A 14,135-nucleotide genomic window follows, 5' to 3' on the forward strand; every position below is an offset into this window, starting at 1 on the left:
ACTGATTGGGGGATGCTGTAGAGGTGCGCCGACCTGAAAGTGCTCGGCTGAGTCCGGAGTTGATTACGGTTCAGAATCCATATTCAACACAGTGTTTCAGGTCGATGCATGACACAAGACACCGCGGTCGGCCCCCTCTCCCTCCGGGAGAGGGCTGGGGTGAGGGTAGCTTTTAGGCTCTTAAAGTTGCACCACCGCGCCCGGCACCAGCGGCAATTCCAGACTGGCAATAAACCCGCCCTGCGGATGATTGGCCAACGTCAGACTCCCGCCATGCCGCTCCGCCGCCCGCCGCGCAATCGCCAGGCCCAAACCATGTCCCGCCGCCGTCTGTCCCGGCGCGCGATAGAACGGTTCACCCAACTGACTCAAATGTTCGGCCTGCACCCCCGGCCCATGGTCGCGCACGCTGACGACAATTTTTTCGCCCTGACGCGAGGCCTGCATTTCAATCGCCTGACCCTCGGGGTTGAAGCGCTGAGCATTACGCAGAAGATTATCGACGGCCCGCTCAATCATCGTCGGCCAACCTTTAAGTTGCAGATTCGGTTCAACGTCCAGACTTACTGTCTGCTCGGGCGAACCGAGTTTCGCGTCTTTCTGCAAAGTGCCGAGCAGTGAATTCAAATCCACGTCTTCCGCACTGGCGTTATCCGCATCGACCCGCGCCAACACCAGAATCTCGCTGATCAAGGCTTCGAGGCGATCGCACTCGCGGGTCAGGCGTGGCCAGAGTTTTTCGCGCTCTTCAGGGTTGGCCCGTTCGGCCAGCGCCAAGGCAATGCGCAGCCGCGCCAGTGGTGAACGTAATTCGTGGGAAACGTCGCGCAGCAACTGGCGTTGACTGCCGATCAGGCTTTGCAGACGCGCACCCATGCGGTTGAAGTCGGTGGCGAGCACGCCGAATTCGTCGCGGCGGTTGGCCAGTTTGGCCAGGCTGTTTTGCTGATAGGTGGTCTGCCCCAGATCATGCACCGCGCCGCGTAATCGACTGAGCGGGCGGGTGATGGAGAAAGTTACCAGTAAGCTGAACAGGGTCAGTACGACCAGCGCGATGCCCAACGCACTCAGCGGCCAAAGCAGGCTTTCGCGGTGCCAGGCGTCGAGTTCCGGGTGTGGGATGCGGTAGATGAACAGGTAGGTGTCGCCGGTTTTCTCACTGGTGAATTCGTCAGTGAGGCGGCGCCATGGCAGGCGGCGGTCATCGTTGTTCTGCCGGGCTTCGAACGCGGCGGCGCGGCGCGGGAAGGTGCCGCGTACGACCGGATCGCCGGATTCGTTCAGCACCTGGACGTCGATGTGATATTGACGTTTGCGTTGTTCGAGGATGTCCTGAGCGGCTTCCTCGCCCTGGGCTTCGTAGGTTTGCGTCCAGTCGCCGGCCAAGGTGTTGAGGCCCGGATGGCGGCTGAGGATCCACGCGTCCTGATTGAGCATATGCCCGAGCAGAATCGACAACCCGGCCACCAATGCGATGGCCAGCCAGAAGCTCGCGAGAATACGCCAGAACAATGAACGCACAGAAAATCCTCAATCAAACATAAACCACTGTAGGAGCTGCGGCACGCTGCGATCTGATCGTTCCCATGCTCTGCGTGGGAATGCAGTCGGGGACGCTCTGCGTCCCACAGTCAAAAGATCGCAGCGTGCCGCAGCTCCTACAGGGGCAAGTGCAAAAAGGCCCAACGGGGTTAGCCGTTGGGCCATGGTCAGAACATTATTGCGCTTTTTGCGGCTGTTGCGCTTTCCACGCCTTGAACTCGGCCCATTCGGCGCGGCGTTCAGCCTGTTTTTTCTGGATCTCGTCGAATTTCTTCTGTTGATCCGGCTTCAGCACCGCACGAACATCGGCCTCGCCTTTCTTGTGGTTGGCGGCCATCTCGTCTTTCAGGGCTTTCTGATCCGCTGGCGAGAGTTTTTCCAGGTACTTGTCGACCACTTGCTTACGCTCGTGCATCTGCTCGCCCATGATCTTGCGGATCTGCTCGCGTTGTTCGCGGGACAGGTCGAGTTGGCTGTACGGGCCCTTGCCGTGCATGCCGTGCATCTGACCGCCGTGGCGTGGGCCGTCGAGCGGGCCACCCATCGGGCCGCCATCTTGCGGCATGGCCATGGCAACGGTTGGCAGAGCGGCAGCGAACATCAGAGCGATAAGAGTCTTGCGCATGGTGAATCTCCTTGTCTCGTTCCCGGTACGTTCCGGATGAGTTCAGATTACGGAGATCAAGGTCAGCGGCGGTCAGCGCTACGTAAAGCTTGGGTAAAGACGTTTCGTCATCAGCCTTACACATACCCCTGTAGGAGCTGCGGCACGCTGCGATCTTTTGACTGTGGGACGCAGAGCGTCTCCGGCTGCATTCCCACGCAGAGCGTGGGAACGATCAGAAAAACAAGATCAAAAGATCGCAGCCTTCGGCAGCTCCTACAGGGGGCGATTTATCGTCATCCCCGTGCGGGACGGGTGTAATTCAGAGGCTGTAGTAGTAACCCCGGCTGCGCAGGGCGACGATGCGTGGGCGGCCGTCGGGGTGGGGGCCGATCTTTTTGCGCAGGTTGCTGACGTGCATGTCGAGGCTGCGGTCGTACAGGGTCAGTTTGCGGCCGAGGGCGATCTGCGCCAGTTCCTGCTTGTCCAGTGGTTCGCCGGGCTGCTTGAGCAGGGCTTCGAGCAAACGACTTTCGGAAACAGTGAGGGTCAGTTCTTTCTCGTCGATGCTGACCACACCGCGCACCGGGCTGAAACTCAGGTCGCCCAGCTCCAGTTGCGTCGAAACGGCGGCCGGGTGACTGCGGCGCAATACGGCGCGCAGGCGCGCGGTCAGTTCGCGCGGGTCGCACGGTTTGGCCAGATAATCGTCGGCGCCGAGTTCCAGGCCGAGGATACGATCCAGTGGCTCGCCACGGGCCGACAACATCAACACCGGCAGATCAGCATGATCGTTGCGCAACTGCTTGAGCAGTTCCAGACCGCTGCCGTCGGGCAGCATCACGTCCAGCACCACCGCCGCCGGAGCGGTTTCGGCCAACGCTTTACGGGCGCTCTGGCCATCGTGGCAGGCGCGCACCTGGAAGCCTTCCTGGCTTAACCAGCTACTCAGGAGTTCGCACAACTCCTGGTCATCATCAATCAGTAACAGCTCGCTCATGACTCACTCAATTTAGCCATTGCCGACGTTTTCGGCTTGCTCCACTGGCAAAGATACCGCAGAGCAGCGCCAATAGCGCTACCCCGGCTCCCGTGACGAACCACTGCTGTTGATCGGTCAACAAACGCGGGAGCGGGCTGGCCTGTGCTTCCTTGAGTTGCAGCTTGAGGCGCTGGTTCTCCTGGCGCAACCGGGCGAGCTGAGCGCTTTCGCGTTCGTTGTCGACATTTTGCAGTTGTTTGTTCAGTTCTTCTCGCTGCTGCTCGCTGGCCTTGAGGCGTTGCTGCAACTCGGTGATCTGGCTGCCGGCGCTTAATGACAATGGCGTGGAATTGCCGCCTTCGGCGTTTTCCTCACCATGGGCGGGCGCCATGATCGACAGCGTGATCAACATCAGACACAACGAACCCTTGCGCATCGCAACACCTGCTTCCCAATGGATAGTGGGCAGGTTGTCGGCAGACGAACGAGAATAATGAGCGATTGAGAGCTGCAAGAATCAGGAAGGTTCATTGCGCCGGAGCGGACTTGCATTGGGTATAGGTGGTTTTTTGGTGCGGGTGGCTTTGTGGTGCAAGGGAGTTGATGGTGCAGGTGACTTTGTGGCGAGGGGATTTATCCCCGATGGGCTGCGAAGCAGTCCTGAAAAAGGAGTATGCGGTGTGTCAGGCACACCACATCGAATGGCTTTTGGGGCGGCTTCGCCACCCATCGGGGATAAATCCCCTCACCACAGGAATCCCCTTTGTCTCAGTAATCCTGTAAGGCCCTGTCTTCAGCGTTAAGGCAGGACTTGTTTGAATGGCTTCACGACCACATTGGCATACACACCCGCCGCAATATACGGATCAGCATCAGCCCATGCCTGCGCAGCGCTTAGGGAGTCGAACTCGGCGACGATCAGGCTGCCGGTGAAACCCGCGGCGCCCGGATCATTGCTGTCGACCGCCGGGTGTGGGCCGGCCAATACGATGCGGCCTTCGCCCTTGAGCGCTTGCAGGCGTTCCAGATGCGCAGGGCGCGCGGCCAGGCGGGCTTCCAGCGAGTTGGCGACGTCGGTGGCAATGATTGCGTAGAGCATGTCAGTCCTCGGTTTTTGGTGTTGTTGGGGTATCGGCATCGTGCAGGTGGCGCGACAGGTAAATGCCCTGTGCGACCAGGAACACCAGGGTCATGCCCAGGCTGCCGAACACCTTGAAGTCCACCCAGTAGCTCTGGAAGGTGAAGGCGACGAACAGGTTGGCGGCCCCGCAGAACAGGAAAAAGGCGATCCAGGCGATGTTCAGGCGCGTCCAGACCGGATCCGGCAGGGTCAGCGCGTGGCCCATGATCCGTTTGATCAGCAGGCGGTCGCCGATGAAGTGGCTGCCGATGAACGCGACGGCAAACAGCCAGTTGACCACCGGGGCTTTCCACTTGAGGAAGGTTTCGCTGTGGAAGGCCAGTGTCAGGCTGCCGAACACCAGACACGCGATCAGGGTCAGCCATTGGCTCTTTTCCAGCTTGCGCTGTTTGATGAAAAGCGCGCCGTACACCACCAGGGAGCTGATGATCAGCATCGCGGTGGCGCTGTAAATACCGCCTACAGTGACTTCATGGCCCGCGACATCGACCACCCGTGGATCAAGTTTGTAAACGATGAAAAACAGCAGAAGCGGGATGAAATCGATGAATTGTTTCACAGTGAGAGCCAGAAGCTGGATGTGGCGGCATAATAACAAACATATGGGCGCGCGATAGCGCCAGCTGATTTGAGGTTACAACTCCCCGTGAATGTTGATTTGCACTGCCATAGCACGGCCTCCGATGGCGCCCTGGCGCCTGCGGTTCTGGTTGCGCGTGCGTTCGAAAACGGCGTGCGAGTCCTGTCGTTGACCGACCACGACACCCTCGAAGGCCTCGCCGAAGCGCGCACGGCCGCCAACGAATTGGGCATGCAACTGGTCAACGGCGTCGAATTGTCCTGCACCTGGGGCGGCGCGACCATCCATGTGCTGGGCTACGGATTCGACGTCAACGCCGCGCCGTTGGTCGAGGCAATCGCCAAATTGCACGATGGCCGCTGGCTGCGGTCGGAAGAAATAAGCCGCAAGCTCGCCCTCAAGGGCATGCCCGGGGCCCTCGACGGCGCGCGGAAAATCCAGCAGGAGCTGGGCGACAGCGGCAACGCCCCGGCCCGTCCGCATTTCGCCGACTGGATGGTCCGCGAAGGTTTCGTCAAGGATCGCGCCGAGGCATTCCGCAAATGGCTCGGTGCCGGCAAGCTGGGCGACGTCAAGCTGCACTGGCCGACGCTGGAAGACACCGTGGGTACGCTGCGCGCCGCCAATGCCTGGGTCAGTCTGGCGCATCCGTGGCACTACGATTTCACCCGCAGCAAGCGCCGAAAGCTGATTGCCGACTATATTCAAGCAGGCGGGCATGCAATCGAGGTGGTCAATGGCCATCAGCCTGCGGAACAGGTGGGCAGCCTGGCAATCCTTGCCCGTGAGTTCGGTCTGCTGGTCAGCGCCGGCAGTGACTTCCATGGCCCTGGCGGCTGGTCCGAGATCGGCCAGTACCGGCCGGTTCCCGAGGACCTTCCACCCCTGTGGTGTCGGTTCAAACATGACACAGATATTGCCGCCGTCTGAACAGGTAGAGAATGTGAGTCAATTTTTCCAGATTCATCCGGAAAACCCGCAAGCGCGCCTGATCAAACAGGCGGTCGAGATCATCCGCAAGGGCGGGGTAGTGGTGTATCCCACGGACTCTTCCTACGCGATCGGTTGCCAAATCGGCGACAAGACTGCCATCGAGCGCGTGCGACGCCTGCGTCAGCTCGATGAAAAGCACAACTTCGCGCTGATTTGCAGCGACCTGTCGCAACTGGGCAATTACGCCAAGATCGACACCGGCACCTTCCGCATTCTCAAGGCGCACCTGCCGGGGCCTTACACTTTTATTCTCAACGCCACCCGCGAAGTGCCGCGCCTGTTGCTCCACCCGAAGAAGCGCACCATCGGCCTGCGCGTGCCGAGCCATCCGATTGCGCTGGCGCTGCTGGCCGAACTGGGCGAGCCGCTGATGAGCGTGACCCTGATCATGCCTGGCGATGAAGACCCGCTCAGCGATCCGTACGAAATGCGTCAGTTGCTCGAACACCAGGTGGACTTGATCGTGGATGGCGGTTTCGGCGGCATCAAGGCCTCCACCGTGATCGACCTGACCGGCGACGACCCGGAAGTGGTGCGCGTCGGTTGCGGCGATCCGACGCCATTCATGGTCGAGGCCTGAATGTCCGCAGTGGAAACCGTTGTCGATCCCCAGGCCGATGCTCAGCAGGAACTGCCGTTTGCCATGGTCTATGGCCAGGCGGTCATGGAAATGCCGCTCGACCTGTACATCCCGCCGGATGCGCTCGAGGTCTTTCTCGAGGCATTCGAAGGCCCGCTCGACCTGCTGCTGTACCTGATCCGCAAACAAAACATCAACATCCTCGACATCCCGGTGGCGGAAATCACCCGGCAGTACATGGGTTACGTCGAGTTGATGCAGTCAGTGCGCCTGGAACTCGCCGCCGAGTATCTGGTGATGGCGGCGATGCTCGCCGAGATCAAGTCGCGCATGCTCCTGCCGCGCGCCGAAACTGTCGAAGATGAAGAAGACGACCCGCGCGCCGAACTGATCCGCCGTTTGCAGGAATACGAGCGTTTCAAGGCTGCCGCCGAAGGCATCGACAACCTCAGCCGCGTCGGCCGCGACGTGGTCGTGCCCAAGCTCGATGCCCCGGAAGCCCGCGCGCGCAAGCTGTTGCCGGATGTAGCGCTGGAAGAAATTTTGATGTGCATGGCCGAAGTGCTACGCCGTGGCGATATGTTTGAAAGCCACCAGGTCAGTCGTGAAGCACTGTCCACCCGCGAACGCATGAGCGATGTGCTGGAACGCCTCAAGGGCGGCGGTTTTGTGCCGTTTGTCGAGCTGTTCACTGCCGAAGAGGGCAGGCTAGGTGTGGTGGTGACCTTTATGGCGATCCTTGAACTGGTCAAGGAATCCTTGGTCGAGCTGGTGCAGAATGAGCCGTTCGCCGCGATCCACGTGCGAGCCCGAGCCGAATAACGAGTCGAAACATGAACCTGACTGAACCCCGCGAGCTGGCACCCCTGCTTGAAGCCTTTCTGTTGGCCTCGGGAAAGCCGCAATCCCTTGAGCGTCTTTTTGAACTGTTCGAAGAGGGCGAACGGCCTGAGCCTGCAGTCTTCAAGAAAGCCCTGACCCTGCTCGGCAAGTCCTGCGAGGGCCGTGCGTTCGAGCTCAAGGAAGTCTCGTCGGGCTATCGCCTGCAGATTCGCGAGAAGTTTTCGCCGTGGGTTGGCCGACTCTGGGAGGAGCGCCCGCAGCGTTATTCCCGTGCCTTGCTGGAAACCATCGCGCTGATCGCCTATCGCCAGCCAATCACCCGTGGCGAGATCGAAGACGTGCGCGGTGTGGCGGTGAACAGCAACATCGTCAAAACCTTGCTGGAGCGCGAGTGGATTCGTGTCGTCGGCTACCGCGACGTGCCGGGCAAACCGGCGATGTTCGCCACCACCAAGATGTTTCTCGATCACTTCAACCTGAAGAACCTCGAAGACCTGCCGCCACTGGCCGAACTGCGCGAAATGGAAACTGATCCGGTGCTCGATTTCGACGACGCGCCGGTGCCGCAGAGTCTGCAGGAACTGGCCGACGCCAGTGCCGAGCCGGAGGAAGAGAAGGAAGAAACCAGTTTCCACACCTTGCTGCTGGAGCTGGACAGCATGGAGGAGGGGATCAAGACCGACTTCGACGATTTGCTGCGGGATGCGGCGCACGGTGAGGCGCCGACGTCCGAGCCTGAAGTCGAGGCTGAGCCTGAGCCTGAGCCTGAGCCCGTCATTGAAGTTGAACTTGAAGCTGAGCCAGAAGCCGAACCGGAAGAGGACATTCTCGGCGTCGCCGAAGCGCGCGAAAAGCTGTTGGCCGCTGTCGCCGCCCTCGAACAACCCGCGCCAGAGCCTGAGCTAAGCGAAGAAGAAGCCGAAGCCCGCGCACTGGCCGAAGCCATCGAAGCCGAACGCCGCGAGTTCGAAGACTGAGGGGCGCCGAAAAGATCGCAGCCTTCGGCAGCTCCTACAGGGACCGCATTCCAATGTAGGAGATGCCGAAGGCTGCGATCTTTTGATCTCCCAAAGGTACCCAAATGAGTTCGACAAAAGACCCCTGCATCAGCCTCTGCAAATTCAGCGATGACATCTGCCTCGGCTGCGGCCGCAGCAAGCGTGAGATCAAAGCCTGGAAGAAACTCGACAAGGACGACAAGCGCACGGTGCTTGCCGAAGCCGCGCTGCGCCTGATCAAACTCGGTGGCGCCGGTCGGCGGAAAAAGAAATAACTGTCCATTGATCAGCTAGTCTCTGATGCGCGACGGCGCACATCCGCGTATGATTCGCGACCCTTCGCCGATCCCTTCGGCCGAGAACCCAGATTTCAATGCTTCAGGCCCCCAATTCAGAGCGCCTGAACAGACCACACCGGGAGGTGCCCAGATGAGTATCAAAGATCAGCAAGACGACCAGCCAATCGGCCCAGCAGGCGAAAAACTGCAGAAAGTCCTCGCCCGTATCGGCGTCGGCTCGCGCCGTGACGTGGAATCCTGGATCAGCCAGGGCCGGATCAAGGTCAATGGCAAAGACGCCACCCTCGGTCTGCGTGTCGATCTGCACGACGCCATCACTATTGATGGCAAGGTGATCAAGCGCGAAGAAGCGGCCGAATCGGTACGCCGCGTGATCATGTACAACAAACCCGACGGCGAGATCTGCACCCGTGACGACCCGGAAGGCCGTCCGACCGTGTTCGACAAGCTGCCGCGTCCGAAAGAAGGGCGCTGGATCAACATCGGTCGTCTCGACATCAACACCACCGGTTTGCTGATGTTCACCACCGACGGTGAGCTGGCCAACCGCCTGATGCACCCGTCCTACGAGATGGACCGTGAGTACGCCGTGCGTGTACGCGGTGAAGTCGACGACGAGATGATCGAGCGTCTGAAGGCTGGCGTGGTGCTGGAAGACGGCCCGGCCAAGTTCACCGACATCAAGCAGGCGCCAGGTGGCGAAGGCTTCAACCACTGGTACCACTGCGTGGTGATGGAAGGTCGTAACCGTGAGGTTCGTCGTCTGTGGGAATCCCAGGGTCTGGTGGTCAGCCGTCTGAAGCGCGTGCGTTTCGGCCCGGTGTTCCTCAACTCCGACCTGCCGATGGGCCGCTGGCGCGAAATGAGCCAGTACGAAGTCGACATCCTCAGTGCTGAAGTCGGCCTGACGCCAGTGGCGATGCCGCAACTGAACGCCAAGAGCAAAGACAAGCTTGAGCGTATGCAGCGTAAATCGTCGCGTCCGATGGGCAAGACCGAGCGCGTACGTACCCTGCGTCCAGCCGCTGGCGCACCGACCGGCCCACGCCCAAGCCGTGAGCCGCAGATCGAAGGCGAGCGTCCAGCCCGCAAGCCGGTTGCCCGTGACGGCGAGCGCGCTCCGCGTCCGGCCAACGGTCGCACTGAACGTGGCGAGCGTGGCGCGCCTGCCGGTCGCGGTACGCCAGTGGCGGATCGTCCAGCAGACACCACCAACAAGCGTCCGGCTAAACCGACGTCGAAGCGTCCGGGGATCAAGCTGGTTGATGGCGACAAGCCGTCGGGCAAGCGCCGCGGTGCGCCGGCCGGTTCCGGTCAGCGTCCGGGGTTTGGTCGTCGCAAGCCTGAATAAGGCGGCTGTGAGCCTCTAGCGGCAAGCTTCAAGCTTCAAGCTCGAGCAAAAACGCCAACCGCAGGGTTGGCGTTTTTTTTCGTCTGAAGAAAGGTGTTCGGTGTCTGATCGGGCCTCTTCGCGAGCAAGCCCGCTCCCACATTTGGAATGCGATCCCCTGTGGGAGCGGGCTTGCTCGCGAAAGGGCCGGTGGTCTCAACAAATTAATTCCTGGCTAAAACACCGATGACCGTCAACCAACAGACGTCCTACAGAAAATTCTGAAATGGAAACTCTGCGTTACGACTCGTAAAGAAATGTTTACGAAAAATCCGCTAAATCCCCGTGAATGGCAGGTTCCCGCGTGGGTGTAAGGAAAAGCTTCCGAAGCCCAATGGGCCGAGCCCGACGTAAGGCTCTGGGCCGCTTGTTTCAGCGACGTTTGCAGGGTGAGATGCGCCCCATGCCTGCCGTGCAGGTGCATAACAACAAGGAGGCGCAATGAACGCCGTGACTGATTTCCACTTCTCTCCGTGGGACGGTTTTTTCCTCGTCCACGTCGATGGCCCGCAAAGGCCTGACTCAAATTTTGCAGCCGTTCGAGCCTCTCGAAACGGACACACGCAATCCCGGCAACCGACACGCTGATCCAGCGGGGTCTGGCAGCAGGGGGTTAGCGGTGTACAATGCGCCGCGTTTTAACTGTGACCCTCTGCGTAATCGCGCAAAACTCAAGGCTACCCGCCTTGTTCACTCCGTCGCGCCACAAGCGTTTCGGGTTCGATTTCGTCACAGATAAAAACAAACAGGTGACGCATGACCGTTGTAATTGAGCTGAACTCCTGGTGCCTGCGCTGGGGTTTGATCGGGGCTGCTTGAAATCGCAACCTTGCAGCAACGTCTACTGAACATCATCAAACCTTGCGTGAGACCTTTTTCATGAGTGGACAACCCTCGCAATCAGGCGAGCTGAAACGCGGCCTGAAAAATCGCCACATTCAACTGATCGCCCTCGGTGGCGCGATCGGTACCGGATTGTTCCTCGGCTCGGCCGGGGTACTGAAATCCGCCGGCCCGTCGATGATCCTCGGCTACGCCATCTGCGGCTTCATCGCCTTCATGATCATGCGCCAGTTGGGTGAAATGATCGTCGAGGAGCCGGTGGCCGGTTCCTTCAGCCACTTTGCGCACAAGTACTGGGGCGGCTTTGCCGGTTTCCTGTCGGGCTGGAACTGCTGGATTTTGTACATTCTGGTGGGCATGTCGGAGCTGACCGCGGTCGGCAAGTACATCCACTACTGGGCGCCGGACATTCCGACCTGGGCCTCTGCGGCAGCCTTCTTCGTGCTGATCAACGCGATCAACCTGGCCAACGTCAAAGTCTTCGGTGAAGCCGAATTCTGGTTCGCGATCATCAAGGTTGTGGCGATCGTCGGCATGATTGCGCTCGGCAGCTACCTGCTGGTCAGCGGCAACGGCGGCCCGCAAGCGTCGGTCACCAACCTATGGTCGCACGGCGGGTTCTTTCCGAACGGCGTCAGCGGTCTGGTGATGGCCATGGCGATCATCATGTTCTCCTTCGGCGGTCTGGAAATGCTCGGTTTCACCGCAGCAGAAGCCGACAAGCCGAAAACCGTGATCCCGAAAGCGATCAATCAGGTCATCTACCGCATCCTGATTTTCTACATCGGCGCACTGGTCATCCTGCTGTCGCTGACCCCTTGGGACAGCCTGCTGGAAACCCTCAACGCGTCCGGCGATTCCTACAGCGGCAGCCCGTTCGTGCAAGTGTTCTCGATGCTAGGCAGCAGCACCGCCGCGCACATTCTCAACTTCGTGGTACTGACCGCGGCGCTGTCGGTGTACAACAGCGGCACTTACTGCAATAGCCGCATGTTGCTGGGCATGGCTGAGCAGGGCGATGCGCCGAAAGGCCTGGCGAAGATCGACAAGCGCGGCGTGCCAGTACGTTCGATTCTGGCCTCGGCAGCGGTGACGGTGATCGCGGTGTTGCTCAACTACCTGATCCCGCACAGCGCGCTGGAACTGCTGATGTCGCTGGTGGTTGCGACGTTGGTGATCAACTGGGCGATGATCAGCTTTTCGCACTTCAAGTTCCGTCAACACATGAACAAGACGCAGCAGACGCCGCTGTTCAAGGCGCTGTGGTACCCGTACGGCAACTATGTCTGCCTGGCGTTCGTGGTGTTCATCCTTGGCGTGATGCTGCTGATCCCGGGGATTCAGATCTCGGTGTACGCGATTCCGGTGTGGGTGGTGTTCATGTGGGTCTGCTACGTGATCAAGAACAAGCGCAGTGCTCAAGCTGCGGTGCCTGCGACCGCGAAGTAATCGCGTGAGCAGAAACAACAAACCCGGCCACAGTGCCGGGTTTGTCATTTCTGCACATTTTCCCCCTGTAGGAGCTGCCGCAGGCTGCGATCTTTTGATCTTGCTTGTTAAAAGATCAAAAGATCGCAGCCTGCGGCAGCTCCTACAGGGTTCATGGCGTATCCTGCACGCTCTGAATACGGACGCTTTTCCATGCTGGTGATTTCCAACAATGTGCATCTGCCGGATGCTGAGATCGAATTGACCGCCATCCGCGCGCAAGGCGCGGGTGGGCAGAACGTCAACAAGGTCTCCAGCGCCATGCACCTGCGCTTCGACATCCCGGCCTCGTCCTTGCCCGAGTTCTACAAGGAGCGGCTGCTGGCGCTGCGCGACAGTCGCATCACCAGCGATGGCGTGTTGATCATCAAAGCGCAGCAATACCGCACGCAGGAAGCCAACCGCGCCGATGCACTGGAACGGCTGGTCGAGCTGATCCTCAGCGCCACCAAAGTCGAAAAGAAACGCCGTCCGACCAAGCCGACCCTCGGTTCAAAGAAGCGTCGGCTCGAATCGAAAACCAAGCGCGGCAGCATCAAGGCCGGGCGCGGCAAGGTGGATTTTTAGTCTTCGCGGTACTTGGCGGTGTGCTTGTACAGATAGACGCTTAGCGCCAAACCGCTCAACGCGGCAAGAGCGGCGAAGAGGAAGATCGAGGCAAATCCGAATCCCGCCGCAATCGCGCCGGCCAATGGCCCGGTGATCCCCAGCGACAAATCGATGAACAGCGAATAAGCCCCGACCGCCGCGCCACGGCTGGACGCCGGCACCAGATTCACTGCCTCTACGCCCAACGCCGGGAATACCAGCGAGAAGCCGAAACCGCTCAACGCCGCACCGGCCAATGCCCAGTGTGCGTCCGGCGCCAGCCACAACAACAGCAAGCCCAGCGTTTCCACCGACAGGCAGGCAATCGCCACGCGGAAGCCGCCGAGGCGGTTGATCAGGTTGCCGAACAGCAGCCGCGCACCGATGAAACTCGCGCCGAACAGGCTCAAGCACAGCACCGCGTTTTCCCAGTGCTGAGTCGCGTAATAGAGTGTGATGAAGGTGGCGATGGTGCCGAAACCGATCGAGCCCAGCGCGAGGCCGCAGCCGTGGGGAAATACTTTACCGAGCACATGCATGAACGGCAGGCGTTCGCCGGCGACAATCGGTGCGGCGGTTTTCGGCCATGCCAGCGCCAAGCCGAGAATGGCCAGCAAGATGATGCTGACGCCCATGCTCCACAGCCCTAGCTCCCCAACCAGCCACACGCCGAACGGTGCGCCGATCGCCAGTGCGCCATAACTGGCGATGCCGTTCCAGGAAATGACCTTGGCGGTGTTGGCCGCACCCACGCGGCCGATGCCCCAGCCAATCGAACCGGAACCGACGAGACTCTCGGCGCTGCCCAGCACCAGTCGACCGATCAACAAGCTGATCAAACTGAGCATCGGCATGTTCGGTGTCCACGCCGAAATCAGCATGAACACGCCGCTCAAGCCACAACCGGCCAGGCCAATCATCACCGCGCGTTTGCTGCCCTTGTTGTCGATGATCTTGCCCGCGTACGGACGGCTGAGCAGGGTGGCGAGGTATTGCACGCTGATTACCAGCCCAGCGATTACTGCGCCGAAACCCAGATCGCTGTGGACGTAACCCGGCAGCACCGCCAACGGAATGCCGATGTTGAGGTAACCGATAAAGGTGAACAGGACGATGGAAACGACTTGCAGCGTAACCGCCAGGGGGCGCTGGGGCTCGGACATAGAGGACGACATGGGTAAAGATCCACGGGAGCGGCAGATTAGATAGGCTGCTTATGATACCGGCGTGGAGGAATCTGGGGCGGGGAAAAGTAAAACTATTT

At 60.1% G+C, this 14,135-nt stretch carries 15 protein-coding genes; 8 read left to right on the top strand and 7 right to left on the bottom strand.

The genetic code is table 11. The annotated features are described in order from the left end of the window. Positions 1-180 precede the first annotated feature (180 nt). The 6 genes from AD669_RS07255 to AD669_RS07280 all read right to left on the bottom strand — a co-directional run bounded on the left by AD669_RS07255 (position 181) and on the right by AD669_RS07280 (position 4,828). Positions 181-1,521, bottom strand: a complete 1,341-nt coding sequence (locus tag AD669_RS07255) for a cell wall metabolism sensor histidine kinase WalK (protein ID WP_053118258.1) — start codon at positions 1,519-1,521, stop codon at positions 181-183. Positions 1,522-1,717: 196 nt separating this feature from the next. Beyond that, entirely contained in the window at positions 1,718-2,167 is a 450-nt protein-coding gene (locus AD669_RS07260; protein ID WP_053118259.1) for a Spy/CpxP family protein refolding chaperone, read from the bottom strand. 301 nt (positions 2,168-2,468) lie between these two features. Beyond that, positions 2,469-3,146, bottom strand: a complete 678-nt coding sequence (locus AD669_RS07265) for a response regulator transcription factor (RefSeq protein WP_053118261.1) — start codon at positions 3,144-3,146, stop codon at positions 2,469-2,471. A 7-nt stretch (positions 3,147-3,153) separates the two neighbouring features. Next, positions 3,154-3,564, bottom strand: coding sequence for a translation initiation factor 2 (locus AD669_RS07270; protein ID WP_053118263.1), 411 nt, complete (start codon positions 3,562-3,564; stop codon positions 3,154-3,156). Positions 3,565-3,927: 363 nt separating this feature from the next. Next, complete coding sequence (locus tag AD669_RS07275) at positions 3,928-4,227, bottom strand: YciI family protein (protein ID WP_007919677.1); 300 nt, start codon at positions 4,225-4,227, stop codon at positions 3,928-3,930. Position 4,228: 1 nt separating this feature from the next. Next, positions 4,229-4,828, bottom strand: a complete 600-nt coding sequence (locus AD669_RS07280) for a septation protein A (RefSeq protein WP_053118264.1) — start codon at positions 4,826-4,828, stop codon at positions 4,229-4,231. Positions 4,829-4,915: 87 nt separating this feature from the next. Here AD669_RS07280 and AD669_RS07285 point away from each other — a divergent pair, with 87 nt between their 5' ends. From AD669_RS07285 to arfB, 8 genes are all read left to right on the top strand, one after another. After that, positions 4,916-5,779, top strand: coding sequence for a PHP domain-containing protein (locus tag AD669_RS07285; RefSeq protein ID WP_053118270.1), 864 nt, complete (start codon positions 4,916-4,918; stop codon positions 5,777-5,779). Positions 5,780-5,792: 13 nt separating this feature from the next. Continuing rightward, the gene (locus AD669_RS07290; protein ID WP_038363745.1) at positions 5,793-6,422 is read left to right on the top strand and encodes an L-threonylcarbamoyladenylate synthase; all 630 of its coding nucleotides are present in this window, start codon (positions 5,793-5,795) and stop codon (positions 6,420-6,422) included. Then, complete coding sequence (locus tag AD669_RS07295; RefSeq protein ID WP_008088827.1) at positions 6,423-7,244, top strand: ScpA family protein; 822 nt, start codon at positions 6,423-6,425, stop codon at positions 7,242-7,244. 11 nt (positions 7,245-7,255) lie between these two features. Beyond that, positions 7,256-8,242, top strand: coding sequence for an SMC-Scp complex subunit ScpB (scpB, locus tag AD669_RS07300; protein WP_053118271.1), 987 nt, complete (start codon positions 7,256-7,258; stop codon positions 8,240-8,242). A gap of 104 nt (positions 8,243-8,346) precedes the next feature. Continuing rightward, positions 8,347-8,538 (top strand): DUF1289 domain-containing protein, encoded by a 192-nt coding sequence (locus AD669_RS07305; protein ID WP_016771121.1) that lies wholly within the window; start codon positions 8,347-8,349, stop codon positions 8,536-8,538. Between the two features lie 154 nt (positions 8,539-8,692). Then, positions 8,693-9,913, top strand: coding sequence for a 23S rRNA pseudouridine(2605) synthase RluB (rluB, locus tag AD669_RS07310; RefSeq protein ID WP_053118273.1), 1,221 nt, complete (start codon positions 8,693-8,695; stop codon positions 9,911-9,913). A 918-nt stretch (positions 9,914-10,831) separates the two neighbouring features. Beyond that, positions 10,832-12,244 (top strand): amino acid permease, encoded by a 1,413-nt coding sequence (locus tag AD669_RS07315; RefSeq protein WP_053118275.1) that lies wholly within the window; start codon positions 10,832-10,834, stop codon positions 12,242-12,244. A 192-nt stretch (positions 12,245-12,436) separates the two neighbouring features. Continuing rightward, a complete protein-coding gene (arfB, locus tag AD669_RS07320) occupies positions 12,437-12,850 on the top strand; it encodes an alternative ribosome rescue aminoacyl-tRNA hydrolase ArfB (protein WP_007920134.1) in 414 nt (137 codons plus the stop codon). Here the strand turns inward: arfB and AD669_RS07325 are convergent. Continuing rightward, positions 12,847-14,034: an MFS transporter gene (locus AD669_RS07325; RefSeq protein WP_172680087.1), complete on the bottom strand. Its 1,188-nt coding sequence runs from the start codon at positions 14,032-14,034 to the stop codon at positions 12,847-12,849. The genes arfB and AD669_RS07325 overlap by 4 nt on opposite strands. Positions 14,035-14,135: the final 101 nt, after the last annotated feature.

This window comes from Pseudomonas sp. P1.31, from assembly GCF_001269815.1.
Classification (GTDB): Bacteria; Pseudomonadota; Gammaproteobacteria; order Pseudomonadales; family Pseudomonadaceae; genus Aquipseudomonas; species Aquipseudomonas rustica.

What these genes read in the sequence shown, in the direction of transcription:
- AD669_RS07275 (WP_007919677.1), bottom strand. Translation starts at nt 4,227, where the DNA reads ATGCTCTACGCAATCATTGCCACCGACGTCGCCAACTCGCTGGAAGCC.
- AD669_RS07295 (WP_008088827.1), top strand. Translation starts at nt 6,423, where the DNA reads ATGTCCGCAGTGGAAACCGTTGTCGATCCCCAGGCCGATGCTCAGCAG.
- AD669_RS07260 (WP_053118259.1), bottom strand. Translation starts at nt 2,167, where the DNA reads ATGCGCAAGACTCTTATCGCTCTGATGTTCGCTGCCGCTCTGCCAACC.
- AD669_RS07270 (WP_053118263.1), bottom strand. Translation starts at nt 3,564, where the DNA reads ATGCGCAAGGGTTCGTTGTGTCTGATGTTGATCACGCTGTCGATCATG.
- arfB (WP_007920134.1), top strand. Translation starts at nt 12,437, where the DNA reads ATGCTGGTGATTTCCAACAATGTGCATCTGCCGGATGCTGAGATCGAA.
- AD669_RS07315 (WP_053118275.1), top strand. Translation starts at nt 10,832, where the DNA reads ATGAGTGGACAACCCTCGCAATCAGGCGAGCTGAAACGCGGCCTGAAA.
- rluB (WP_053118273.1), top strand. Translation starts at nt 8,693, where the DNA reads ATGAGTATCAAAGATCAGCAAGACGACCAGCCAATCGGCCCAGCAGGC.
- scpB (WP_053118271.1), top strand. Translation starts at nt 7,256, where the DNA reads ATGAACCTGACTGAACCCCGCGAGCTGGCACCCCTGCTTGAAGCCTTT.
- AD669_RS07325 (WP_172680087.1), bottom strand. Translation starts at nt 14,034, where the DNA reads ATGTCCGAGCCCCAGCGCCCCCTGGCGGTTACGCTGCAAGTCGTTTCC.
- AD669_RS07305 (WP_016771121.1), top strand. Translation starts at nt 8,347, where the DNA reads ATGAGTTCGACAAAAGACCCCTGCATCAGCCTCTGCAAATTCAGCGAT.
- AD669_RS07265 (WP_053118261.1), bottom strand. Translation starts at nt 3,146, where the DNA reads ATGAGCGAGCTGTTACTGATTGATGATGACCAGGAGTTGTGCGAACTC.